Here is a 25,083-nt window from a genome sequence, read left to right as displayed (position 1 = left end):
TCTACACCCTGATCCCGACTCCCGGGCGTGAAGCCTGCCCACGAAAGGAACTAGGAACAAGCGTGAACAAGAAGTTCAATATTGCATCTGTAGGTGCAACTCTTGCCATCACCGGTCTGCTCCTGACCGGCTGCAGCAGCCCGTCGAGCACTGACGCTACCGATACAGGGAACGGCGACGCCGCAGCACTGTCCGGTGCCGTTGTAATCGACGGCTCTTCGACCGTTGCGCCGAACACCGAGGTCGCGGCTGAACTCTTCAGCAACGAGAACCCCGACGTTCAGATTTCCGTGGGCGTCTCAGGTACCGGTGGCGGCTTTGAGAAGTTCTGCAACGGCGAGACCGACATTTCTGAGGCATCGCGTCAAATTAAGGACGAAGAGGCCGCGGCCTGCGCCGAGAATGGCATCGAGTTCGAGGAGATCGGTATCGCAAACGACGGTCTCGCCGTCGTGGTGAACCCGGAGAACACCTGGGCGGAGTGCCTCACGGTCGACGAGGTGTCGTCGATGTGGCGCCCCGACAGCCCCGTCACCAACTGGAAGGACGTTCGCGCGGGCTTCCCCGATGAAGCCATTTCGCTGTACGGCCCCGGCTCCGACTCGGGCACCTTCGACTTCTTCACTGAAGAGATCAATGGTGAGGGCGGCGCAATCACCGCCACTTACGGCGACATCGGCGAGGATGACCAGGCGGCCGTGATCGGCGTCTCGGGCGCCACGGGTGCCTCGGCATTCATCCCGCTATCGTTCGCGCAAGAAGCGGGCGATCAGGTACGCACGGTTGAGATCACCAACGAAGACGGCGAGTGCGTTACCCCGTCGCTCGACACCGTGCTCGACGGTTCATACAACCCGCTCGGCCGTCAGCTGTTTATCTACCCCTCGGCAGAGGCACTGACCAAGCCACAGGTGCTCTCCTTCATTGAGTTCTACATCACCAACCAGGCCTCAATTGCCGAGACCGCCGGCTTTATCCCCTTGAACCCGGAGCAGGAGACCGAGGCAATGTCTCGCGTCGCAGCTCTGGTCGGTTAATTAACGCCACTTAAGGAAAGTAAACGATATGGCCAGGTCCACGATCACCCACGCCGGCAGCGTGCCGCTGTCGCTCGAAGCGACGAGTAAGCGCATCGGCGAGAAGGTGATCGTGGCCTGGCTCTTCGTTGCGGCAGCGATCGCCGTGGTCATCACGATCGGCATCGTGGTTGCATTTATCGAGCCCGCCGCACAGTTTTTCCGGGATGTGCCATTCTGGCGTTTCTTCTCGGCAGAGCCGTGGGCGCCGACTTTTAGCCCCGCAAGCTATGGTGTGCTCAACATCGTCGCGGGAACCTTCGCGATTGTTCTGTATTCATGCCTGATCGCTCTGCCCGCAGGCCTCGGCGCGGCCATTTATATGAGTGAATATGCCGGGCCACGCTTGCGCAAGGTTCTCAAGCCGCTGTTGGAAGTGCTCGAGGGGATTCCGACGGTTGTCTACGGCCTATTTGCCCTGTTCTTCATCGGCCCGCTTCTCAAAGACAACTGGCCGACGTGGATTCCTGGCAAGCTTGGCGAGGAACCGGGTTTCCAATTCGTCCTCGCTGCAGGCATCGTGCTCGGTGTGATGATCATTCCCACGGTAGCTTCGGTAGCACAAGACGCGATGTCGGCCATTCCTCGGGGTCTCCGAGAGGCCGCCTACGGCCTGGGAAGCACGCGCATGCAGGTTGCGACCCGCGTGATTGTTCCCAGCGCCCTTTCGGGAATTATGGCCGGCTTCGTGCTCGGTCTGTCGCGGGCTATTGGTGAGACGATGATTGTCCTGATGGCCGCTGGCGCTATGGCCAACTTGAGCCTGTGGCCCAACGACAGCGTCCTTACCATGACGGCGTTCATCGGCCGTACCGCAACCGGTGACATTTCTACCGGCAGCACCGCCTACTACACGGTATTCGCAGTCGGCGCATTGCTCTTCGTCTTCACCTTCCTGGTGAACATGATCGCAATCGCGCTGGTGCGCCGCTTCCGAGAGGCTTACGAATGAACAAGAACTCAGGCCGAACTCAGGTTGCCCTTTCGGCAGCCAAGAGTGCGATGCCGAACCTCGAACGCACCCGCGTAGACGTCAAGGGTGAGCTCTTTCGCGCTCTGCTGCTGTTCTGCGTGCTGCTTGGCGTGGTGATGCTCGCGGTCTTGCTGATATACGTCACCGTTCGCGGCTGGCCACGGCTCGACTGGAATCTCTTCACCCAAATGCCATCGACGATTAGCCCAGAGATTTCAGGATTCTTCCCCGCAATCGTCGGGACGCTGTATGTCATGGTCGGAACGCTCCTGACCGTGGTCCCGCTCGGAGTGAGCGCGGCAATCTATCTCGAAGAGTATGCCTACAGCGATAAGTGGTACAACCGGGTGATCGAGATCAACATTCAGAATCTCGCAGCCGTACCGTCAATCGTGTTTGGCATTCTTGGACTCGCTTTTATCGTGCGTGGACCGTTTGGAATTGGATTCGTTGCCCTTGCCGGGTCGCTGACACTTTCGATGATGGTTCTGCCAACGGTCATCATTGCCTCTCGCGAGGCCCTCCGATCCGTCCCGTCAACTATTCGTGAGGCGTCGATCGGGCTGGGCGCCACGAAATGGCAGACTACCTGGAAGCAGGTGCTTCCGCTCTCCGTCCCAGGAATACTCACGGGCACAATCCTTGCGATGTCCCGTGCAATCGGCGAAACGGCACCACTCCTCCTTGTCGGGGCGACTACCTTCGTCCGTTTCCTCCCGACGAGTATCGCCGAGGGTGCATACAGTGTGATCCCCGTGCAGATCTACCAGTGGGCGGTTCGTCCGCAGGATGAATTCCGCGTGTTGGCGGCCGCTGGCGCATTGGTCTTGGTCGCGCTCCTCCTCTTCATGAACTCATTCGCGATCTGGCTGCGCGCCAGATTCACTCGCGAATATTAACGATTGCTCACCCGAAGGATTTCAATGACCAGCTTCATCCAGCCTCGTGAGGCTATCGTTCAGCCCGAGAATGCGGTTTTTACAGTTGAAAACCTCGATATGTACTACGGCAAGTTCCACGCCCTCACGGATGTGAATGTGACGTTTGCGCAGAACGAGATCACGGCCATGATTGGACCCTCGGGGTGCGGCAAGTCGACGCTGCTTCGGTGTCTCAACCGGATGAACGACCTGGTGCCCTCGGCTCGTGTTGTGGGCAGAGTCAACTACCACGGCGTAGATATCTATGGCCCGAAGGTGGATCCGATCGAGGTGCGCAGGCGGATCGGCATGGTGTTTCAGAAGCCGAACCCGTTCCCGAAATCGATCTACGAGAACGTTGCCTATGGCCCGAAAGTAACCGGTATGCAGATCGACAACATGGACGACCTGGTCGAGAAGACGCTGCGCAAGGCAGCCCTCTGGGATGAAGTGAAAGACAAGCTCAAGCAGAGTGCCTACGGGTTGTCCGGTGGTCAACAGCAGCGCCTGTGTATCGCACGAGCTATTGCGACCGAGCCCGATGTCATCTTGATGGATGAGCCCTGTTCCGCGCTCGATCCGATCGCCACCAGCCGCATCGAGGATCTGATGATCGAACTTCGCGACAGCTACTCGATTGTGATCGTGACTCACAACATGCAGCAGGCTGCGCGAGTCGCCGATCGCACCGCCTTCTTTACCGTCGAGCAGAACGAGGAGACCGGCGACCGAACCGGATCGCTGGTCGAGTTCGGCACCACGCAACAGATCTTTGAACAACCGGTTGACCCTCGCACCGAGGGCTACATTACGGGCCGCTTCGGATAATACTTGATAGTTAAAGTGTATTGAAGAACTCGGCTAGAATACAGGGTGGGCAACGCCGCTAGGAGGCGCTCACCGGCGCCGACGGCACTGCTCCGAAATGGAGGACGACCATGAAAGCTGTGCGTTTCACCGCGTGGAAGACGTTTCCCTCGATTGAAGAAGTGGATCGGCCCACTCCTGGCCCTGGAGAGGTGCTGCTGAAGATCGCGGGGGCTGGGGCATGCCACTCAGATGTTGCCATCTTTGAGCAGTTTGACGAGAGCATGGGCACCCAGCTGGCACCGAGCTACACCCTCGGCCATGAGAACGCGGGCTGGGTGGAAGAGGTCGGCGCAGGTGTGTCTGGATTCACGAAGGGTGACGCCTACCTGGTCTACGGGCCGATCGGCTGCGGGGCGTGCCCCGCCTGCTCGCGCGGTCAGGACACCTATTGCTACAACGCCGCGACTCAGCCCTACCTCGCGACGGGTCTCGGACGCGATGGGGGAATGGCTGAGTACATGACAGTGCCGGCTCGAAACCTGGTGCCCCTTGGCGACGCCGACCCGGTCGATGCGGCCCCGCTGGCGGACGCGGGTTTGACCCCGTATCACGCGATCAAACTCTCACTGCCGAAGTTGGCAGGTGGGGGGAGAACCGCACTCGTGATCGGCCTCGGCGGTCTCGGTCAGACGGCCGTGCAGATCCTGAAGGCAATCACTGGCGCTACCGTCATCGCGACCGACATGAAGCCGGAGGCCATGGCTGAGGCCGAGCGCAACGGTGCGGTCACGGTGCCCGGGGGTGACGATCAGGCCGCGAACATTCGCGAGCTCACCGGAGGCCAGGGCGTGGACGCCGTGTTTGACTTCGTGGGCGTCACCCCAACAATTAAGCTCGCGCAGCAGGTGGTGCGCCGCCAGGGCCGCATCACTGTGGTGGGCGTAGCGGGCGGACCCACCAGCTGGGATTTCTATTCGAACCCCTACGAAGCCGAACTCACTAACACCTACTGGGGCACCATCGAGGAACTCTATGAGGTCGCCGCACTCTACCGGGCCGGTCAGATCAAGCCCAGCGTCAAGCGTTATGCCATGGCTGACGCACTGCAGGCCTACCACGACCTGCACGACGGCAAGCTGTCGGGCCGCGCGGTAGTCATGCCGCACGCCTGAGTGATAAGGGTGGATCCCCGCCTTTTCCCGTGGTGGGATAGGCGGGGAGTCTGCTGTTTATTGCTCTCGCCGATGCACCCGAATCAGAGCTTGATCGGGTAGGTCTCCACGCCCAGGATGCCGGCGCCGGGGTACTTTCGGGACAGGTGAAACACCGAGAACCCGGCCGTCGGCAGTTCGGTAGATTCGCGCAGGTACTCGCCCGGCAGACTACCGGTGGCGAGCGCAAGTTCACGTGCAGCATCGGGAAGCACGGGCCGATGCGTGCAAATCACAGTGTTCTTCCCCTTACGAACGACCTTGCCAAGGGTGCGGCGCAGCTCTGCGCTTTCGCCGGCATCCCATGCTTCCTGGCTGAGCCCTTCTTGCACGCGCACGGTCTTGTGTAAGTGGTGTGCAAGGGGCGCTACCGTGCGCATGCAGCGCTCGGCGTTCGAGGAATAGATGCGGGACACCCCAAACGCCTCCAGTGTGGGCACGAGGTGCTCTGACTGATCTTCACCCGAATCGGAGAGCGGGCGCAACCGATCCTCGGGGAACTCGACACTGCGCGACTCCGCTTTTGCGTGACGGAGCAGAATGACGGAGAAGGTATCGATGGCATCTCGTTCGACCAGGTTGGCGAAGACATCAAAGATCTCTTGATCGGCGGAATAGCTCAGGCGCTTCCGCGCGCGGGTGAACGGCACCCACTCCAGCGCTTCAATCTCTGAGTTAGGTACGAATTTCGACACCTGCACGGCCGGTTCCGTCACTTCAGCTGCCCAGTATTGGACCGTTTTCTGCCCGCCTGTGGGGAGCGCGTAGTGAATCGTTCCGAGGTTTGCCCCCAGAGCCACCTGCAGCCCGGTTTCTTCCAACGTCTCGCGCACCGCAGCTTGCGGCATACTCTCACCCGGGTCGAGTTTTCCCTTCGGGAAGGACACATCCCGCTGCTTCGTTCGGTGGACGAGGAGCACCATAATTTGGTCGTTTACCCGCCGCCAGCAGACCGTCCCTGCCGCATGTATCTCTGCGCTCATCGGCTGCCCCGAGACCGAGCCTCGGTGCGGTCGACCATCACCAGGTCTTGCAGATCGGGAAGCTCTTCTCCGTTCTCACCGATGGAGCGACGCTGCCACGTGCCGTCGGGCAACATGCGCCAGGAGGAGACGTTGTCACTGAACGCGAAGTCGAAAAACCGATTGATGCGTGCCAAGTGCTCCCGATCAGTGATGCGCACGAGGACTTCGATGCGACGGTCGAGGTTGCGGTGCATGAGGTCGGCGCTGCCGATGAATACCTCGCGCTCACCGTCGTTCTCGAATGCGTAAATGCGGGAGTGCTCGAGGTATCGACCGAGTACAGATCGCACCCGGATGTTCTCGGACAGGCCAGGAACGCCCGCGCGGATGGAACAAATGCCACGCACCCAAATTTCGATCGGCACACCCGCTTGGCTGGCGCGGTAGAGCGCATCGATGATCTGTTCATCAACCATGCTGTTGGCCTTGAACTGAATGCCGCACGGGCGTCCGGCGCGTGCGTGTTCGGCCTCACGCTCGATCCGCTCGAGCAGGCCGCCGCGAAGCCCCTCGGGTGCGACCAGGAGCCGGTCGTAGCTTGTTTCGATGGCGTAGCCCGAGAGCACGTTGAACAGCTTGGTCACGTCGCGGCCGACCTCGGTCGAAGACGTAAAGAGCCCGAAGTCTTCGTACATCCGGCTGGTCTTGGGATTGTAGTTGCCGGTGCCAATGTGGCAGTAGTGCGTGAGTCGACCCTGCTCTTCGCGAATCACGTGCACCAGCTTGCAGTGGGTCTTGAACCCCACCATTCCGTAGACCACATGCACCCCGGCCTGCTCGAGCTTTCGAGCCCAGGTGATGTTCGCCTCCTCATCAAAGCGGGCCTTGATTTCTACGAGAGCAAGCACCTGCTTCCCGGCTTCTGCGGCTTTAATGAGCGCCGCGACGATCGGGCTGTCGCCGGAGGTGCGGTAGAGAGTCTGCTTGATGGCAAGCACATCGGGATCGACCGCTGCCTGCTCGACGAACGCCTGCACGCTGGTTGCGAACGACTCGTAGGGGTGATGCACCAAGACTTCGCGGCGCGCAATAGCGCGAAAAATATCTGGCGTGTCGCTCGGGGTATTTGGGCGGAAGCTCGGATGGGTCACGGGAATGTGCGGCTTGAACTTGAGATCGGGCCGTTCGAGTCTCGTCAACGCAAACAGGCCGCTCAGATCGAGCGGGGCGGGGAGCGTGTACACCTGCTCCTGATCGATGTCGAACTCGGTAACGAGCAGATCGAGAGTTGCCTCGTCCATGTCGTCAGAAATCTCGAGGCGGATCGGCGGCCCGAAGCGCCGCCTGAGCAACTCTTTCTCGAGTGCTTGAATCAGGTTTTCGGTCTCGTCTTCCTCGATTTCAACGTCTTCGTTGCGGGTGACGCGAAACACGTGATGATCGATCACTTCCATGCCGGGAAAGAGGCCACCCAGTTGATTTGCGATGAGCTCTTCCAGCGCGATGAATCTCACGCTCTCGGCCGACTCACGCTGATCCACCCGCACATAGCGCGGAATCATCTGGGGCACTTTCAGCCTTGCGAACTCGATCTTGTCACTGCGCGGGTTGCGCACTCGGATCGAGAGGTTCAGCGCCCGACCCGAGATGTAGGGGAACGGGTGTGACGGGTCGACTGCGAGTGGCATGAGCACGGGATAGATGTGCTGTTCGTAGTAGTGGGTGAGGATCTTGCGGTCTGCCGCATCAAGCGTGCCCCACTTGACGAAGTGCACGCCAGCCGCCTCGAGATCGGGCTTCACGTGATCGGCCCAGCAGCTGGCATGCCGCTGCTGTAGCTCATACGCGGTGCTATTGATCACTGCGAGCACATCGCCCGGGGCGCGACCCACGTTGGTCGGGAGGGCGAGGCCGGTGAGGATGCGTCGCTTGAGGCCTGCGACGCGGACCATGAAGAACTCATCAAGGTTCGACGCGAAGATCGCGAGAAAATTGGCGCGCTCGAGGACGGGCACCGCGGGATCTTCGGCAAGCTCAAGCACCCGCTGGTTGAACGCAAGCCAGCTCATTTCTCGATCGATGTAGCGATCGGCGGGCAGATCGTCGCCGCCAGGTGCGGGGGGCGCGTCTAACGCCGTCACGGGAACGATCGCGGCGAGGCTTGCCGCATCAGATGAGTCACTCATGACCCCATTGTGTCAAACGCAAGCCGCGCTCGCGCAGACAGGCCGTGCGTTTACCGATTGTTTCGAAGCCACTGCGTACTTACCGAGTCAACTGTGAAACCCGCTCGGGCATAGAGCGCGCGGGCGTGCTCGTTCGAGCCGTCGACGTACAGGGTGATCCGTGTGGGGCGATGCTCGCTCATGCGCCTCAACGTCACCCCGAGGAGCGCAGCGCCCAGACCACGTCCGACGTAGCTGGGATCTACCCCCAGCACATAGAGCTCCGTCTCGGTGTGGTCTGATTCGCGGACCGTCTTGATCCAGGTGTACCCCGCAATTGAGCCGTTCGACGTGTCTTTGGCGACAATCAGGTCGTCAGGATCGAACCAAGATTCAGCGCGGAGCGCGGCGAAATCAGCGTCGGTGACCCCACCCTGCTCGGGGTGGTCGGCAAAGGCCGCAGCGTTCACGCGCACCCACGCTTCGGCCTCGTCGCGACGCGCAGGATCGAAACTCACGGTGTGGAATCCCGAGGGCAGTGGTCGAGCATCAGCGATGGCTGCCGGGAGCCTGGCGGGGTCGAGAGCTAAGCGGTACAGGGTGCGGGTAGGGGTGAAACCGGCGCTACTCAGGAGGGCACTTGCCGCCGGGTTCTCCCCGTGCGCCCAGGCGCGGAGGGGACCGGGCGAATGGTGATCCACCTGGTCGAGGAGGGTGGCGAGGGCGAGCCTCCCCAGACCCGCGCCGCGGGCATTCGGACGCACCACCAGGTCGAGCTCACCGTCACCCCAGATGCCTACCGCGAGGAGGGCGCGGGGATCCGCCGATGGAGTAACCGGTGTTCCCTCGAATGCCACCAGCGCTCGCTCACCTCGGCTCGCCGCCAGCACAGCTTGGTCGGAAATTGGTGGAGTGCCATCCGCGCGCTCAGCTTCGGCGACCAGCGCCCGCACCGACTCCATCGAGCATCGATCGGTCGGGCTGAGTGGCCTGGCTGTGAGGGTCACGAGGACTCCGGCTCGTCTCGGTCTCGTTCGCGCGCGAATCCGTACCCGACGCCCCGTACGGTGCTGATTAGCCCCTCGTGCTCGCCCAGCTTTGCTCGGAGTCGCCGTACGTGCACATCGACCGTGCGGGTGCCACCAAAGTAATCGGTGCCCCACACCTCACTGAGTAGTTGCTCGCGGGTGAATACCCGGCCGGGATGGCCAGCCAAATAGTGCAGAAGCTCGAACTCCTTGTAGGTCAGATCGAGTGTGCGCTTGTGCACCCTCGCCGTAAAATTTCGCTCGTCGATGACGATGCCGGCGATGCTGATCGCAGTCGCAGAGGTGGGCTCCCCACTATCTCCCGCGTCGCGGCGCACCTGGCCAAGGCGGAGGCGGAGATCGATTTCAGCGGGACTGGCGGCGGGGAGTAACACGTCGCTGATGCCCCAGTCGGGGGTGACCGCCGGGAGCGCGGACTCGGTGATGAGAAGCAGGCGAGGTGTCGGGCAGTCGCCGAGAAGTTCGAGGCACACCGCACGAGCTCTTCGCGGGTCGCGCGTCGCGTCAACCAGTATGAGGTCGAAACGAGCGGCGGCACTTGCAGGTAAGCGCACCGTCAAAGGTGACGTGCGAAGCTCGTGCGGCAAGAGATCGAGGCCGGGAAGCGCGGAACCCGGGTCGCCATCTGTGAGGCAGAGCAGCTGCAACGATCGCGCCCCCTCTGCCGCGCGGAATGCGCGAGCTCCGCCTCCTATATTACCGGGGTGTGGGTGTGCCTCGTGTGCGAAGATGTCAGATGTGACTCACCAGACCATTCCCGATAAGCATCCGTGGCACCTGCCGCGGCTTATTGCGGCGTGGATCGTGGCTGCCGTGTTTGGGATCCTCGTCACTGTCTGGGTGCCGGGCGAGGCTCGATTTCAGTGGCTCGCGCTTGCCGTCGGTGTCAGCACACTGGTGACCTTCGCTCTGCAACTCGGCACCGCGCAGCGCATCGGGTTCATCACCCGGACTTCCTTTAGCGTTGCTGGGTCGGTGCTGATCATCGCGGTGATTGACGGCGTCGGCGTGCTGCTTGACGCCTGAGTGGCGCTGCTAGACTGGTTGCATGCTCGCACTCGAACTCTTCTTCACTGGATTGCTGGTCCTTGCCACCCTCGCGATCGCTTGGGTTTCCGGGACAGTAATTTACAAGCTTTACAAGGGTCAGCGCTAAGCGATTTCTGCCTCCGTGCGTGACCCCTTTCTCGACCTTCCAGGCGCGATAGCCGACGAGGCTCTCGGGGTGCCTCTGCATTTCGGATCGCCCCTGAGTGAGCAACGTTCGCTTGCCGAGGGCGATGCCATCGTCAGCTTGTCGCATCGCGGGATTCTCCACGTAAGCGGGCCAGATCGGCTGAACTGGCTGGACTCGATGACGAGCCAACGACTGCTCGGTCTGGGCGCGGGTGAGTCCGCCGAGACGCTCCTGCTGGACCCAAATGGACGCATCGAGCACGCGATCCGTATCTTCGAGGATGGCGAACGAACGTGGCTGCTCGTCGATGAAAACGAGGCCGAATCTCTCGCCGCGTTTCTGCTGCGCATGCGTTTCGCCCTGCGCGTCGAGGTTGCTGACGTGTCAGATGCATTTGCGGCGGTCTTCGCTTGCGGTGACGGAGTTGCACTTCCGGCAATATCAGCACTGGGGATTGCCGTCGCCGAATGGCGAGACGGCTGGGCAACGGCAGAACCCGGGGGAGCGCAGTATGCGCGCGGCCAACACGCCGGGACCGGGTGGGTCGCGTCACACCTAGTGGTCTCGCGGGCGGATCTTCCATCCGTCGTTGGACTGGTCGCCTCTGGCGAGGTGCGCGCCGCTGGTCTCGGCGCCCTCGATGCGCTTGAGGTGCGGGCTTGGCGGCCAACCGTTCACGGCGAGGTCGACGAGCGCGCGATCCCGCACGAACTGGACTGGTTGCGCACCGCCGTGCACCTGAACAAAGGCTGCTATCGCGGGCAGGAGACGGTAGCGAAGGTACACAATTTGGGGCACCCCCCACGTCGGCTTGCCATGCTGCATCTCGATGGCTCCGGGGGTGAACTGCCAGAAGCGAGCGCGTTGGTGTACCTCGCGGGCGAATCCGGATCGTCGGAAGCTCGGCCGGTCGGTCGGGTCACACGCGCAGCGCTGCACTACGAATGGGGTGGGATCGCGCTGGCACTGCTGAAGCGATCGGTCGCAGAGGATGCGCTGCTTGAAACGCGCACCGCCGGTGGCGAGGTGATCGCCGCGACGCAAGAAGCCATCGTGCCCGCAGATGCCGGGCGCACGCGAGACGTACCTCGGCTCAAGCGGTTGTAGTCTTAAGCTATGACGAACACGCTGATTTTGTTGCGCCATGGCCAGAGCGAGTGGAACGAGAAGAACCTCTTCACCGGGTGGGTTGACGTGCGGCTCACTGAGAAGGGGCGCACCGAGGCTGGGCGGGCGGGCGAGCTCATCGCCGAGTCCGGGCTCGTGCCAGATGTGCTGCACACCTCGCTGCTGAGCCGCGCTATTCAGACGGCGAATCTCGCCCTTGATTCCGCCGATAGATTGTGGATCCCCGTGCGTCGATCGTGGCGTCTGAACGAGCGGCACTACGGCGCGTTGCAGGGCCTCGATAAAGCAGAGACACTCGCTAAATACGGCGAGGAGCAGTTTATGCAGTGGCGCCGGTCGTTCGACACTCCGCCGCCCGCACTCGACGACGCGAGCGAGTGGTCTCAGGCAAACGACCCCAGGTACGCGGGTATAGATGGCGAGCGCCCGCAGACCGAGTGCCTGAAAGACGTCATTGACCGATTGATTCCGTACTGGGAAGGTGCCATTCTCCCTGATCTGAATGCCGGTCAGACGGTTCTTGTCACCGCGCACGGCAACTCCTTGCGCGCTCTGGTGAAGCACCTCGACGGCATCAGCGACGCAGATATTGCATCGCTCAACATTCCCACCGGCATGCCGTTGGTGTACGAAATCAACACCGACGGCACGCCCGCTGGTCCGGCGCGCTACCTCGACCCCGAGGCTGCTGCGGCAGGTGCAGCGGCGGTGGCGTCGCAGGGCAAGCACTAACCGTCTGCGCGATCGCTCCTGGCGCAGAGAGGATCGCCGGTTCCGCTAGACTAATAAAGCCCCCCACGTGGCGGTACCTCGGTGAACTCCCCCAGGGCAGAAATGCAGCAAGGGTAGCCGGGCTCTATCGGGTGCGTGGGGGGTCTTGCATGCCCAGGCCTAGACTGGGGCGTGTGGTCGCTTCACTATATTTGACGTCTGCCGAGGGCAGGTCTGGAAAGAGCGCGGTTGCGCTCGGAGTGCTCGATGCCTTGCTCGTAGATGCTCCTCGCGTAGGGGTCTTTCGACCACTCATTCGCGCAGGAAAGACGCGAGACCGGGTGCTCGAGTTATTGCTCGCCCGAGCGACTGCCGATGCCGGGTATGACGAGTGCATCGGCGCTACCTACGACGAGGCCCACGACGACCCCGAAGCGGCGATCACACGGATTGTCACTGCGTATCAGGCGCTCAAGTCACGATGCGACGCGGTGGTGGTGGTCGGCAGCGACTTCACCGACGTGGCTGTCCCGACCGAACTCGCGTTCAACGCGCGCATCGCCGCGAATCTCGACAGCCCGGTGCTCCTGATCGTGAGCGGACGGGCGCACGATTCGGCGGAGACCCTGGGCCAAAGCACACCCCGTACCGCGAGCGACATCGCTCAGGTGGCCGAGATCGGCCGTCAAGAGCTTCATGCCGCGCACGCGAGCGTGCTTGCCACCCTCGTCAACCGCGCGGATCCGCCTGCACTTCCTCGCATCATCTCCGAGGTCAGCGCGGTGCTTCCGGAAGGAACCCCAGTCTGGGCGCTTCCCGAGGAGATCACGCTGGTTTCGCCGACCGTTGCGACGGTGCTGGCCGCAGTTGACGGACGCCAGGTGCGCGGCGGTGCTGAGCTTCTTGCGCGTGAGGTGCGGCAGATCGTGATCGCGGGAATGTCCATGGAGCATGTGCTGCCCCGCCTCCTTGAGGGCTCAGCCGTGGTGGTGGCGGCGGATCGCGCGGAGACGTTGCTCGCGGTAACGATGGCGCACGAGGCGCCCACGTTCCCGACGCTCGCGGCTGTGGTGCTGAACGGTGACTTCGATTTGTCGCCCGATGTAGAGCGGCTGCTTGATGGCATCGGTTCCGCACTGCCCGTCATTCGCACGTCACTGGGCACATTCGACACGGCGCAGCAGATGACGCAGTCGCGCGGGGTACTGAGCGCCGATGAACCCGCGAGGCTCGACACCGTTATCGGTCTCTTTCGTCAGCACGTCGATGCCGCGTTGCTGCGCGAACGGCTCGAGCTGTACCGCGGGGTTGTGCGAACCCCCATCATGTTCGCGTACGAGCTGTTTGAACGCGCAGCCGCGGCGAATGCGCACATCGTGCTTCCCGAGGGCGATGATGACCGGATACTTCGCGCTGCGAGCTCGCTGCTGGCGCGCGGCACGGCTCGGCTCACGATCCTGGGTGATGAAGCGGCCGTGCGAAAGCGCGCCTCTGAACTCGGCCTGTCGCTCGAGGATGCTGAGGTGGTAGATCCCGAGACTTCTCCGCTGCGCGCGCGATTCGCTCAGGAATACGCTCGGCTGCGGGCGCACAGGGGTGTGACGCTTGAAGAGGCCACTGAGCGCATCGCTGATGTGAGCTACTTCGGCACCATGATGGTGCATTTGGGTTTGGCCGACGGAATGGTGTCTGGGGCCGCGCACACCACGGCGCACACGATTCGGCCGAGCCTCGAGATCATTAAGACGAAACCGGGCGTCTCGGTTGTCTCCAGCGTGTTCTTTATGGCGCTCGCCGATCGGGTGCTGGTGTACGGCGATTGCGCCGTCAACCCAGACCCCACAGCCGAGCAGCTCGCCGATATCGCGATTTCCTCCGCCGAAACGGCAGCTCAGTTCGGCGTAGATCCGCGGGTTGCCATGTTGTCATACTCGACAGGCGATTCGGGCAGTGGTGCTGATGTCGACAAGGTGCGACGCGCAACAGAGATCGTCCGCGCGGTGCGCCCCGACCTCCTCATCGATGGTCCCATCCAGTACGACGCCGCATCCGACCCAGTGACCGGAGCATCCAAACTCCCGGGTTCGACGGTCGCGGGGCGCGCCACGGTGTTCATATTCCCCGACCTGAATACGGGCAATAACACCTACAAAGCAGTCCAACGCTCCGCCGGGGCTGTCGCAGTAGGACCGGTGCTCCAGGGCCTGAACAAGCCGGTCAACGATCTCTCGCGCGGGGCCACAATCGACGACATCCTAAACACGGTGGCCATCACCGCAGTGCAGGCGGGCATGGGGCGGGTGGGGTGAGCGTGAGCCTCATTCTGGTTGTCAACAGCGGATCATCATCCATCAAGTATCAGCTCATCGACGCTCAGACCGAGCAACGGCAAGCGTCGGGGCTTATTGAGCGCATCGGTGAGTCGATGGGCCGGGCGGTGCACCGGGCCGGATCTGAGAGCACTGAGCGGGAGCTGCCGATTCGCCATCACGGTGACGGATTTCGGGCAATGATTGCCGCGTTCGAACGAGAGGGTCAGCCACTTGACCGGTGCAATCTCGGCGCGGTGGGGCACCGCGTGGTGCAGGGTGGCAGCGAGTTCGTCGAACCGGCCTTGATCGACGACGAGGTTGCAGCGAAGATTCTAGATCTCGCGGCGCTTGCGCCACTGCACAATCCAGGGCACTACCAGGCCATCCTTGCGGCGCGCGAGGCCTTTCCCAAGGTGCCGCACGTCGCAGTATTCGACACTGCGTTTCATCAGAGCATGCCGCCTGCGGCATACACCTATGCCATTGATGCAGGGATCGCTTCGGCACATGGGATTCGCCGGTACGGGTTTCATGGCACCTCCCACCAGGTCGTTGCGCAACGCGCCGCAGACTTTCTCAACAAACCCATCCACTCGCTCAAGCAGATCGTGCTGCACCTGGGCAACGGCGCGTCCGCCTGTGCGATTAACGCCGGGCGTTCGGTGGCGACCTCGATGGGGCTCACTCCGCTCGAGGGGCTCGTCATGGGCACCCGCAGCGGTGATCTCGACCCGGGGGTGATACTCCACTTGCTGCGCCGGGGCTTCTCAGTGGACGAGCTTGACGAACTCCTCAACAAACGGTCTGGGCTTGTTGGTCTGGCAGGCTCGAACGATATGCGCGACGTGCGGGCTGCGGCGGATGCAGGCTCGGGCAATGCGCGGTTGGCCCTCGACGTGTACGCACGGCGGATCCGCCACTATGTTGGCGCGTACCTCGTCGAACTGGGGGCGGCAGATGCGCTCATCTTTACCGCTGGCGTTGGAGAAAATCATGCGCCCCTTCGGGCGGAGGTGTGTGCGGGCCTGGAGATGCTGGGAATAGAGATCGACGCGGCGCGCAATGCTTCGCCGGAGACAGGCCCGCGGCGGATCAGCAGTGACGCCTCGCGTGTGGAAGTGCTCGTGGTGCCGACCGATGAGGAAGCGGAGATCGCGCGGCAGTCGTGGCAATTGGTGAGCGGCTCCGGGGCGCAGGGAGAGTCGGGGTAGTCGGTGGTGGCTCTCACCGACTGATTGTCGGGGGCCGCCGGTAGCATGGGTGCGTGGCTACCGCACTGTACCGCCGTTACCGGCCAGAGAGTTTTTCCGAGATGATCGGGCAAGCTCATGTGACCGATCCGTTGATGACCGCGTTGCGTAACGGCCGTATCGGTCATGCATATTTGTTCAGCGGCCCCCGCGGCTGCGGCAAGACGAGTTCGGCACGCGTACTCGCGCGGTGTTTGAACTGCGCTGAGGGTCCCACCGACACCCCGTGCGGAGTGTGTCCGAGTTGCATTGAGTTGAGCCGCGAGGGCGGCGGATCGCTCGACGTGGTCGAGATCGACGCAGCTAGCCACGGTGGCGTTGACGATGCTCGAGACTTGCGCGAGCGCGCGGTGTTCGCGCCAGCCAGAGACCGCTTCAAAATTTTTATCATTGATGAGGCGCACATGGTGACGCCGGGCGGCTTTAACGCGCTGTTGAAGATCGTCGAAGAGCCGCCGCCTCACGTGAAGTTTATTTTCGCGACCACAGAGCCGGAGAAAGTCATCGGGACGATTCGTTCTCGAACGCACCACTACCCGTTTCGACTGATAGCGCCCGCCGCGCTGATTGAATACACGCAGTCCCTGTGCGCGAGCGAGGGCGTTGAGGTCGAACCCGGTGTGCTGCCCCTCGTCGTTCGCGCAGGCGGCGGGTCGGTGCGCGACACGCTCAGTATTCTTGACCAGCTCATCGCGGGGAGCGAAGAGAGCCGAGTCTCCACCGAGCGTGCCGCCGGACTCTTGGGGTTCACGAGCTCAGAGCTTCTTGATGAAGTGGTGGTGGCGCTTGCCGCGAGCGATGCGTCGGCGGCTTTTCATGCGACCGATCGTGTAGTGCAGACCGGGCAAGATCCGCGGCGCTTCGTCGAAGATCTTCTCGAACGGTTGCGCGACCTCATTGTCGTCAGTGCGACCTCGGTCGATGGTGCTGCGGCAGTGTTCCGTGGCGTGCCGGAAGCCCAGTTGCAGCGGATGTTCGAGCAGACCCAAGCGTTCGGTCGCGGTGAACTGTCACGTCTCGCCGACACAGTGAGCGCGGCGCTCGATAAAATGACCGGTGCTACGGCCCCGCGGCTGCATCTGGAACTCATGATCGCGCGGGCGCTCGTCTCTGCTGCTCCTCGGTCGGGTTCCGCTCCGACTTCCGCGCACTCGGCTGAGTCCAGCGTTTCGTCCGGGTCGGTGAAGGCGCCTTCCCCGGGAGAAGAAATGCCCCAGGTCGCTGTCTCACCCAGCGCCGTCGCCACAGACATCATTAGTACCATGCGCTCGGCCCGGGAGTTCCTGCGCAGCGACTCAGCAGGAGCTGGCGCTGTCAGCTTGGAATCCGCTGGGGTCGCTGGATCCGCTGAGGCTGTCGGGGGGAGCGGCGCGACCGATCCTCTTCATTCGCCATCCAATCTTCCGGTGCAACCCGATTCTGTTGCTCCTCAACCTGAGCGCCTGGCGCCCGAGGTACACCCGGTCGCTCAGATACCCGGCCCGGTTGCGGCCGTTCCTGGGCCTGTTGTGACCGAGCCAGGTGCACCCGAGTCGCTGGCTCCTGAGTCTGCGATACCTGTCCACGAAACCGCGATGCCCCAGCCAGCGATCCCTGCTCCCATATCAGCGCACGCTGAACCGGTGACACTTGATGAACTGCGTGAGGTCTGGTCCGACCTGCTCGAAGAGATTCTCGAAAGTGACCGAGAGGCCTGGAATGCTGTGCGCCCCGTGGTGCCGCTCGAACTGCGCGATGACGTGCTCACCATCGGAGTTGCAAGCAAGTCAGATCTCGAAAGCTTCAAATCAGTGGGGGCTGGTCCATTGCGGGAGGCCATCAGCGCGGCGATCGGTCTGACGGTGAGATATGTGCCGAAGCAGTTGCCGTCCGGTGCGCCCGGGGCTCCTGCCGCACCTTCTATCGATGCCGCCGGAGCATCAGACGGCCGAGGGGAAGCATCAGAGGACCCTGACCCGGTCGGCACGGACCAGGAGGTCGACCACGTTTCTTCCCGACTGAGTGCCTTACTGGGTGGCCTCGGTGCCGCAGCAGCGAAGTCTCCCGCCGGAAAGTTCGGGGATGCGACGTTCACGCTCGATCGCGACCCACACGTCGACCCAGGGTTCTCACCAGAGGCGATCGGGGAGGCTCCAGAAGACCCGTATGCTGGGGTGCCCGAAGAGCCTGACGCTGAGTTGGTCGAGGGGACAGAGCCTGCAGAAGCCTCTCGCGTCGCGATCTCTCACACGCCGACCTTCACTCGTTACGGAGAAGCAGTCGTGCGCGAAGTGCTGGGTGCGAAGTTCATCGAAGAGATTCCGCTCTCAAACCAATATGACAGTTAAGGCGAGGTAACCCATGTACGACGGTATCGTGCAGGATCTCATCGATGAGTTTGGTCGCTTGCCCGGCATCGGGCCAAAATCGGCTCAGCGTATCGCATTTCACATCCTGCAAACCCAGAACTTCGACGTCACTCGGCTTGCCGAGCTCCTGACTGGCGTGCGCGAACGGGTGCACTTCTGCGAGGTATGCGGCAACATCACGGAGCAGGAGCGCTGCTCGGTGTGTCGGGATCCGCGCCGTGATCCGACGATGATTTGTGTGGTGGAGGAACCCAAAGACGTCGTTGCGATCGAGCGCACGCGTCAGTTCCGCGGCCTGTATCACGTGCTCGGTGGAGCGATCAGCCCGATCGACGGCATCGGACCTGACGATCTCAACATTTCGTCACTGATGCGACGCCTCGCCGAGGTGGAGGTGCGCGAGGTCATTCTCGCGACTGACCCGAACCTTGAGGGGGAGGCCACCGCCGCTTACCTGTCTCGACTGTTGAGCGCCATCGAGGTGCCGGTTTCGCGACTCGCCTCCGGGCTTCCGGTCGGAGGCGACCTTGAATTTGCCGACGAGGTCACGCTGGGACGCGCATTTGAGGGGCGCCAGCAGGTGTAATTTCGAGTCGCGGACCCCGAACACGGGCTGTCGGTGCGCCCTGTCGGCTGGCCGCACGGGCCCCTTGAGTTTCACCGCAGGCGCGTCGCGGTAAGATGGACGTTGGTGCAAACCCCAATTTTTCCCTCGACCGCATGCAGGAGGTCCTACCCGTGGCATTGATCGTGCAGAAATTTGGTGGGTCTTCTGTCGCCGATGCCGAGAGCATCAAGCGCGTCGCGAAGCGCATCGTCGACACTCGGCGCGCTGGCAATGACGTCGTCGTCGCGGTGAGCGCGATGGGTGACACGACCGACGAGCTCCTTGATCTCGCCGCCGATGTCACCCCGATCCCTGCGCCGCGTGAGCTTGATATGCTCCTCACCGCGGGCGAACGCATCTCGATGGCGCTACTCGCGATGACCATCAAGGGCATGGGCGTCGAGGCGCTGTCGTTCACTGGCAGCCAGGCTGGCATGATCACGACTGCCGAGCACGGGGCAGCGAAGATCGTCGATGTCACGCCCAAGCGTGTGCGCGAAGCGCTTGACCAGGGTGCCATCGCCATCGTCGCGGGGTTTCAAGGCTTTAATCGCGGCACGGGTGACATCACGACACTGGGCCGCGGCGGATCCGACACGACTGCTGTCGCACTCGCCGCCGCGCTCGATGCCGACGTGTGTGAAATCTACACCGACGTCGATGGTATTTTCACCACCGATCCTCGTATTGTGCCGCTTGCCCGCAAGATCGACGCCATCACCTCCGAAGAGATGCTTGAGCTTGCAGCTTCCGGGGCGAAGGTTCTGCACCTGCGAGCCGTTGAATACGCACGTCGCCACGGGGTCGTGTTGCACGTCCGTTCCTCGTTCTCGAGCGACGAAGGCACGATCGTCTACGACCCCGCGAAGGGGCACCCGAAGGGAGATCAGATGGAAGAGCCGATCATCACCGGCGTGGCCGCTGAGAAGAACGAGGCAAAGGTTACGGTGGGCGGGGTGCCTGACGTACCCGGCAAGGCTGCGCAGATATTCGAGTGCGTTGCGAGGACGAACGCGAACATCGACATGATCGTGCAGAACATTTCCGCGGCCGACACCAATCGCACGGATATTTCCTTCACTGTGCCGCTCGCCGAGGGCCGCAAAGTGGTCGAAGCGCTCGAGGCAGACCGCGAAGAGCTCGGCTTCACGAGCTTGCTCTACGACGATCAAATCGCCAAGGTTGCCGTCGTGGGGGCGGGCATGCGCACAAGCTCCGGAGTCTCGGCGCAGCTCTTCCGCGCGCTCTTTGAGGCCGGCATCAACATCGAGATGATCTCAACCTCTGAGATTCGTATCTCAGTCGTCACCCATGCGGACGCAATGGAAAAAGCAGTCCGCGCACTCCACACCGCGTTCGGTCTCGATGCCGATTCAGAGGCTACCGTTTACGGGGGCACCGGGCGCTAGCGCCGGCACACAATTCTTTTGCTGGTGGATCGCGCGGCGTGATCCACCCACCACATCAGAGGCGGGTCGACCGAGATGGCGCCACCTCGCACAGAGACAGGAGCCTGTGATGGCTGAAACACAGAGTTTGACCGTTGCCGTCGTCGGCGCCACCGGCCAGGTCGGCGGCGTGATGCGTCGTCTGCTCGACGAGCGAGATCTGCCTTTCACGCGACTGCGCTTCTTCTCCAGCGCACGTTCCGCTGGAACGACCATCAACTTCCGCGGGGAGCCAATCGTCGTGGAAGACGTTGACACTGCCGATGTGGCAGGAATCGATATCGCACTTTTCTCGGCGGGTGGAGCGGCATCTAAGCAATACGCCGCGAAGTTCGCTGACGCAGGTGCGGTGGTCATCGACAACTCGAGCGCGTGGCGACTCGATCCGTCGGTGCCGCTTGTGGTGAGCGAAGTGAACCCTCACGCGATCGACGAGGCGCTTGCCCCGGGCGCGAAGCGCATTATCGCTAACCCGAACTGCACCACCATGGCGGCAATGCCGGTGCTCAAGGCGCTTGATGCCGAGGCTGGGTTGGAACGATTGGTCGTGACCACTTTTCAGGCTGTCTCGGGATCAGGTCTTGCCGGCGCGAAGGAACTCGCCGGGCAGATCACCGCTGCGGTTGAAGCTGGAGGAATCGAAAGCCTCGTGCACGATGGACGTGCGGTGACGATGCCAGAGCCCACGATCTACGCGAAGCACATCGCATTCGACGTGGTGCCACTCGCGGGATCGATTGTCGACGACGGCCAGGGCGAGACCGACGAAGAAAAGAAGCTCCGTAACGAGAGTCGCAAGATCCTCGAGCTGCCTGATCTTAGGGTGGCTGGCACCTGCGTGCGAGTGCCGGTCTTCACCGGGCATTCGCTTGCAGTGAACGCAGAATTCGCGCGCCCGCTCTCGGCCGCTCGCGCGACTGAGGTGCTTGCCACAGCGCCTGGAGTCGCGCTCAGCGACGTTCCCACACCGCTTGAGGCCGCTGGTCAGGATCCGAGTTTTGTGGGTCGCATTCGCGAAGATCAGTCAGCGCCGGAAGGGCGGGGGATCGCGCTCTTCCTCTCGAACGACAACCTGCGCAAGGGTGCCGCGCTAAACGCGGTGCAGATTGCAGAGCTTGTCGCGAAGAAGCTCCTCGCCTCCTAAGGAGCACCTCGGTCCTGATCCTGAGTGGGCGTGGGCGGTCGCTATCCCAGCCGGGAAGAGACCACTCACGACCACTTCAGGTCGCGCGACGCCACTGCTGCTACGAAACGCTAGTCGCGCACGGCTTCCAGTGTGATGAGTGATGCCTCCGGGCGGCATGCGAAGCGAATTGGGGCATAGATTGACGCACCAAGACCGGCACTCACATTGAGGAAAGCCGCGCGCTCCGCGTCGTACCAGACGCTGAGGCCGCGGGCCTGCTCGGTGGGTAGGTCGCAGTTCGCGGTGAGTGCGCCCACCCCGGGCACGCGCACCTGGCCGCCGTGCGTGTGTCCCGCGAAGATGAAGTCTGCACCCACGTCGAGCAAGTCGTTAAGTGCGCCCTGGTAAGGCGCATGTACAACTCCGAGCCGCGGAGGGTGATTCGGTGACCCGGAACTCGCTTCGTCGGCTGCAGTCGAACTCTCGCTACGCGCGGCAGCAAGCGACTCCCGCATTTTCACCGCATCGTTGTAGCGAATGTGCGGATCGCCGAGTCCGAAAATTTCGAGCGAGGTACCGCGCAAGATGAGCTTCGTAGCCGCGTTGTTGAGGTCTGAGAACCCCAGGTCGTCGGTCAGCCCGCGAGTCAGAGCGGCGGTGTCGATGTCTGGGCGGCGTGATCCCTTGCGACTCGGCTCCCGAAGATAGTTCAGCGGGTTCTTGATCACCGGACTGTAGTAGTCGTTTGAACCATGCACGAACACACCAGGGATGCCCGCCTCGGCGAACGTCTGCAGAGCATGGAGCAGGGGCTTCCGTGCTGACCGGTGGCCCATCTGATCGCCCGTGAGTACTACAAGATCGGGTCGCAACTCGGCGAGACTCCGCACCCAGCCGATTTTCCGATGTTGCCAGGGCGCGAGGTGCAGGTCAGAAAGCTGCAACACGCGAAGCGGCGCATGCCCGGCGGGGAGGAGCGCAACCGAGTGACGTCTCAGGGTGAAGAGCTGCGGTTCGACAGCGGTCGCCCAGAGGGCAACCGAACCAACGGCCAGACCAATGGCAGCGACGGCTTTGCTGCCACCTCCGCCCGCGGGCTGACGCGTTCTGAGGTGGGTGTCGGACCCGCCAGCGCGACGACACGTCATGAACAGTCGACCGTAATGCGCACTTGGTTGTCGCGCTTCGCTTCGGTGCCCACGCCCGGATCAACCGAGACGAAAGGTTTACTGCCCGGGTTGCCGGTATTACCAGCATCGCAGCGCACGGAGACATCCGAGAAACCGGCAGCTTGCAGGGTGGCTCTCGCCGCGTCGCCCGTACTTCCGGCGGCGATTTCAGGAACGGTCGACATGCTTCCATTGCTCCGGTATACGGTCACCGCAGAACCCGCGATCGTTTCAGTCCCACCATCGGGGTTTGTTGCGGAAACGAAGCCAGCGGGAACAGATGAGTCTTGTTCGCCGCCATCGGTCACCTCGAACCCGGCCGCCGTGAGTAACTGCGTCGCCTCCTCGAAGGTCTTTCCCCGCACATCGGGGATCTGTGAGGTTGAGACCTTGAGTGCCGTCTGCGGGGGAGCCGGGAACGCCTCCCCGCCGTACTTAGAGTCCGCCACGTTCATGATTGCTGGCCAGATGCTCTGGTCGGCGACCATGATTCCAGTGAATCGCCCGAACAACATCGTCGAAACTTTACCGGTGACGTTGCCCACCCATGTGGCGGTAGCCACCCGAGTGCTCGCGCCGACGGTCCAGTTATCGACCACGTCGTCGGTCGTGCCGGTTTTTGCGAGGTGGGGAACGCCAATCGCCGAGCGTGCGTGTGTGGCGAGGCCACTATTCACCGTGTACTCGAGCGCATACGCCACGCCGGCCGCCACCTCGGGGGAGATGCCGCTCTGGCACTTGCTCTTGGTGAAGGTCACCTCTTCGCCCTCTGGGCCGGTAATCGAATCAATCGGCACGGGGGTGCAGACCTGGCCGCCGCCAGCAAATGCCGCGAATGCGCCCGCCATGGTGATCGGCGCGATCTCGTCGATGCCGCCGTAGACGTTTGAAGGAACGATGGTGAGATCGGTCGTGCCGGTGTTCGTCAGGCCAGGCAGGGTCTGCGGGCTTGCGCGGTGGATGCCCAAATTCTTCGCAGTCTCGAACGTGTCACACAGATCCATCTTTTGCTGCATTGTCACGATGCCGCCGTTAATGGACTGGGCAATGACATTCAGAACTGACTGATTACCCCGTTGGGTTCCCTGATCGTTTTGAAAGGTGAAGCTACCGGAGCCGTAGATACCCCCCAAGCACGAGGCGCGGAAGGTGCTCTCTTGCACCGTGCGGCCGTTTGCGTTGACGATTTCGCGTACCGAGTGCCCGGTGCGGAGCCACTCGGCCAAGGTGATGGGCTTAAAGGTCGACCCGACCTGGAAGCCGCTCGATCCGCCGTACTCGAAATCGGTGTTGTAATTAATGCTGGTATAACCGGGATTTGCTTCGAGCACAGCCGGATCGTTGCTGAACGGTCGGTTCTGCACCATCGCAAGCACGCGACCGGTGCCGACCTCTACGCTTGAACTCGCCGAACCGACGTCGATGCCGTCCATCTGGGCTGGAACCACCGACTGCACTGCCGCTAGTCCGGCGGCCTGCATATCGAGGTCAATCGTGGTCATGATCTTGTAGCCGCCGCGCAGGAAGTTGAAGTTGCGCTCTTCCCCGGTGCTGCCAAAGCTCGGGTCGTTCTGAATATAGAGCTGCACGTAGTTGCAGAAGTGGCCGAGCCCGATGTTCTCGGCGACGGCGCACCCTGAAACGCGCGGTGTGATGACCGGGGTCACCTCGGTAGCAACGGCCTCATCGTGCTGTGCCTGAGTGATGCGGCCTTCACGCAGCATTGAGCCGATGATCTTGTCGCGGCGCTCCTGATTCGCCGGGATGTTTTCAGCGATATCGATCTGGTAGCGCGACGGGTTGTTCACGATGGCTACGAGGCTCGCACTCTCTGCGATGGTCAGTTCGGAGGCCGGTTTAGCGTAGTAATAATGAGCCGCGGACTCGATGCCGTAGATCTGACGGCCGAACAGGGCAATGTTGAGGTAGCCCAGCAAGATTTCGTCTTTCGAGTACACCTTTTCGAGGCTCACTGCGTAGCGCATTTCTTGCAGCTTGCGGTCGATCGACTGCTTCATTGCAGCCTCGTATGCGAGCTTGCTCTCTTCTGGATCGGAGATCGCCTCCGCCTCCTGAATCAGAACGTTGCGCACATACTGCATCGTGATGGTCGAGGCTCCAGAAAATCCTTGGCCCGCCACGTTTTGCAGGACTGCACGGCTGGTTGCCAGTACGTCAACGCCACCATGTGTATAGAACCGGGGATCTTCCTCAGCGACCGCCGCATCTTTCACGTGCTGAGAGATCTGATCCCAACCCACCATTTCTCGGTCCTGCGCGTAGAACGTCGCGATCTCGACCGGGGTGCCGTCCGACTGCGTTGCGTAGATGGTCGACGGAAGCGCCAAACGCCCGGGATTCAGGTGGTTCGGGAGCTCTTCGAAGATGCTGATCGCCGAGCTGGCCGCCGCACCGCTCAGTGCAACGACGGGAGTGACGGCAGCCGTGAGGAGGATGCCGGCAACTACGCTCATGACGATGGTGCCGAGGATTCCGCCAAGCGCACCACCGGCAGTACGGGGTTTCGCGGTGCGCACGTTGCTGCGCTTTGCGCGCGATGATTGAGGTGACTGGGAGGCCATAGGATAAATCGTATGCGACGCACCTGATAATACGTGCGCGATAGCCCCACAGGTGC

At 62.3% G+C, this 25,083-nt stretch carries 20 protein-coding genes and 1 other RNA gene; 15 read left to right on the top strand and 6 right to left on the bottom strand.

The annotated features are described in order from the left end of the window. The first annotated feature begins 62 nt into the window (after positions 1-62). The 5 genes from ACTNFJ_RS08995 (at position 63) to ACTNFJ_RS08975 (ending at position 4,951) form a co-directional block, all read left to right on the top strand. The gene (locus ACTNFJ_RS08995; protein ID WP_435905973.1) at positions 63-1,037 is read left to right on the top strand and encodes a PstS family phosphate ABC transporter substrate-binding protein; all 975 of its coding nucleotides are present in this window, start codon (positions 63-65) and stop codon (positions 1,035-1,037) included. Positions 1,038-1,065: 28 nt separating this feature from the next. Then, positions 1,066-2,028, top strand: a complete 963-nt coding sequence (pstC, locus tag ACTNFJ_RS08990; RefSeq protein ID WP_435905972.1) for a phosphate ABC transporter permease subunit PstC — start codon at positions 1,066-1,068, stop codon at positions 2,026-2,028. After that, a complete protein-coding gene (gene pstA / locus ACTNFJ_RS08985; protein ID WP_435905971.1) occupies positions 2,025-2,948 on the top strand; it encodes a phosphate ABC transporter permease PstA in 924 nt (307 codons plus the stop codon). The genes pstC and pstA overlap by 4 nt, the downstream gene beginning before the upstream one ends. A 24-nt stretch (positions 2,949-2,972) precedes the next feature. After that, positions 2,973-3,797: a phosphate ABC transporter ATP-binding protein PstB gene (gene pstB, locus ACTNFJ_RS08980; protein ID WP_435905970.1), complete on the top strand. Its 825-nt coding sequence runs from the start codon at positions 2,973-2,975 to the stop codon at positions 3,795-3,797. A 110-nt stretch (positions 3,798-3,907) separates the two neighbouring features. Further along, a complete protein-coding gene (locus ACTNFJ_RS08975; RefSeq protein WP_435905969.1) occupies positions 3,908-4,951 on the top strand; it encodes an NAD(P)-dependent alcohol dehydrogenase in 1,044 nt (347 codons plus the stop codon). Between the two features lie 83 nt (positions 4,952-5,034). Here the strand turns inward: ACTNFJ_RS08975 and ACTNFJ_RS08970 are convergent, their stop codons facing one another. The 4 genes from ACTNFJ_RS08970 to ACTNFJ_RS08955 are packed head-to-tail and all read right to left on the bottom strand — an operon-like array spanning position 5,035 to position 9,816. Continuing rightward, complete coding sequence (locus ACTNFJ_RS08970; RefSeq protein WP_435905968.1) at positions 5,035-5,973, bottom strand: NUDIX hydrolase; 939 nt, start codon at positions 5,971-5,973, stop codon at positions 5,035-5,037. Continuing rightward, positions 5,970-8,141: an RNA degradosome polyphosphate kinase gene (locus ACTNFJ_RS08965; protein ID WP_435905967.1), complete on the bottom strand. Its 2,172-nt coding sequence runs from the start codon at positions 8,139-8,141 to the stop codon at positions 5,970-5,972. The genes ACTNFJ_RS08970 and ACTNFJ_RS08965 overlap by 4 nt, the downstream gene beginning before the upstream one ends. Positions 8,142-8,191: 50 nt before the next feature. Further along, a complete protein-coding gene (gene mshD, locus ACTNFJ_RS08960) occupies positions 8,192-9,127 on the bottom strand; it encodes a mycothiol synthase (RefSeq protein WP_435905966.1) in 936 nt (311 codons plus the stop codon). Further along, positions 9,124-9,816, bottom strand: coding sequence for a winged helix-turn-helix transcriptional regulator (locus ACTNFJ_RS08955; protein ID WP_435905965.1), 693 nt, complete (start codon positions 9,814-9,816; stop codon positions 9,124-9,126). Before ACTNFJ_RS08955 ends, mshD begins: the two co-directional genes overlap by 4 nt. A 91-nt stretch (positions 9,817-9,907) precedes the next feature. On the opposite strand from ACTNFJ_RS08955, the gene ACTNFJ_RS08950 reads away from it, so the two are divergent. From ACTNFJ_RS08950 to ACTNFJ_RS08905, 10 genes are all read left to right on the top strand, one after another. After that, entirely contained in the window at positions 9,908-10,195 is a 288-nt protein-coding gene (locus tag ACTNFJ_RS08950; protein WP_435905964.1) for a hypothetical protein, read from the top strand. Positions 10,196-10,340: 145 nt separating this feature from the next. Then, positions 10,341-11,453: a CAF17-like 4Fe-4S cluster assembly/insertion protein YgfZ gene (ygfZ, locus tag ACTNFJ_RS08945; protein ID WP_435905963.1), complete on the top strand. Its 1,113-nt coding sequence runs from the start codon at positions 10,341-10,343 to the stop codon at positions 11,451-11,453. Positions 11,454-11,462: 9 nt separating this feature from the next. After that, a complete protein-coding gene (locus ACTNFJ_RS08940) occupies positions 11,463-12,206 on the top strand; it encodes a phosphoglyceromutase (protein WP_435905962.1) in 744 nt (247 codons plus the stop codon). Positions 12,207-12,260: 54 nt separating this feature from the next. Beyond that, an RNA gene (gene ffs, locus ACTNFJ_RS08935) (signal recognition particle sRNA small type) lies at positions 12,261-12,357 on the top strand. Positions 12,358-12,379: 22 nt separating this feature from the next. Next, positions 12,380-14,494: a phosphate acetyltransferase gene (pta, locus tag ACTNFJ_RS08930; protein WP_435905961.1), complete on the top strand. Its 2,115-nt coding sequence runs from the start codon at positions 12,380-12,382 to the stop codon at positions 14,492-14,494. Between the two features lie 2 nt (positions 14,495-14,496). Then, positions 14,497-15,708: an acetate/propionate family kinase gene (locus tag ACTNFJ_RS08925; protein ID WP_435905960.1), complete on the top strand. Its 1,212-nt coding sequence runs from the start codon at positions 14,497-14,499 to the stop codon at positions 15,706-15,708. Between the two features lie 53 nt (positions 15,709-15,761). After that, positions 15,762-18,074 (top strand): DNA polymerase III subunit gamma and tau, encoded by a 2,313-nt coding sequence (locus ACTNFJ_RS08920; protein WP_435905959.1) that lies wholly within the window; start codon positions 15,762-15,764, stop codon positions 18,072-18,074. A 13-nt stretch (positions 18,075-18,087) separates the two neighbouring features. Further along, positions 18,088-18,681 carry a recombination mediator RecR gene (recR, locus tag ACTNFJ_RS08915; protein ID WP_435905958.1) on the top strand — a complete coding sequence of 198 codons (594 nt, stop codon included), beginning with the start codon at positions 18,088-18,090 and terminating at the stop codon, positions 18,679-18,681. A gap of 152 nt (positions 18,682-18,833) precedes the next feature. Beyond that, complete coding sequence (locus tag ACTNFJ_RS08910) at positions 18,834-20,111, top strand: aspartate kinase (protein ID WP_435906215.1); 1,278 nt, start codon at positions 18,834-18,836, stop codon at positions 20,109-20,111. A 109-nt stretch (positions 20,112-20,220) separates the two neighbouring features. Continuing rightward, on the top strand, positions 20,221-21,294 hold the full coding sequence (locus ACTNFJ_RS08905; RefSeq protein WP_435905957.1) for an aspartate-semialdehyde dehydrogenase: 1,074 nt from the start codon (positions 20,221-20,223) through the stop codon (positions 21,292-21,294). Between the two features lie 110 nt (positions 21,295-21,404). Here ACTNFJ_RS08905 and ACTNFJ_RS08900 read toward each other — a convergent pair whose 3' ends face one another. Beyond that, entirely contained in the window at positions 21,405-22,424 is a 1,020-nt protein-coding gene (locus ACTNFJ_RS08900; protein ID WP_435905956.1) for a metallophosphoesterase, read from the bottom strand. After that, positions 22,421-25,027: a transglycosylase domain-containing protein gene (locus ACTNFJ_RS08895; RefSeq protein WP_435905955.1), complete on the bottom strand. Its 2,607-nt coding sequence runs from the start codon at positions 25,025-25,027 to the stop codon at positions 22,421-22,423. Before ACTNFJ_RS08895 ends, ACTNFJ_RS08900 begins: the two co-directional genes overlap by 4 nt. Between the last annotated feature and the right edge of the window lie 56 nt (positions 25,028-25,083).

This window comes from Leucobacter shiyiweii, assembly GCF_052446065.1.
In the GTDB taxonomy this organism is placed as follows: Bacteria; Actinomycetota; Actinomycetes; order Actinomycetales; family Microbacteriaceae; genus Leucobacter.
This window is presented reverse-complemented; position numbering and strand designations above follow the sequence as displayed.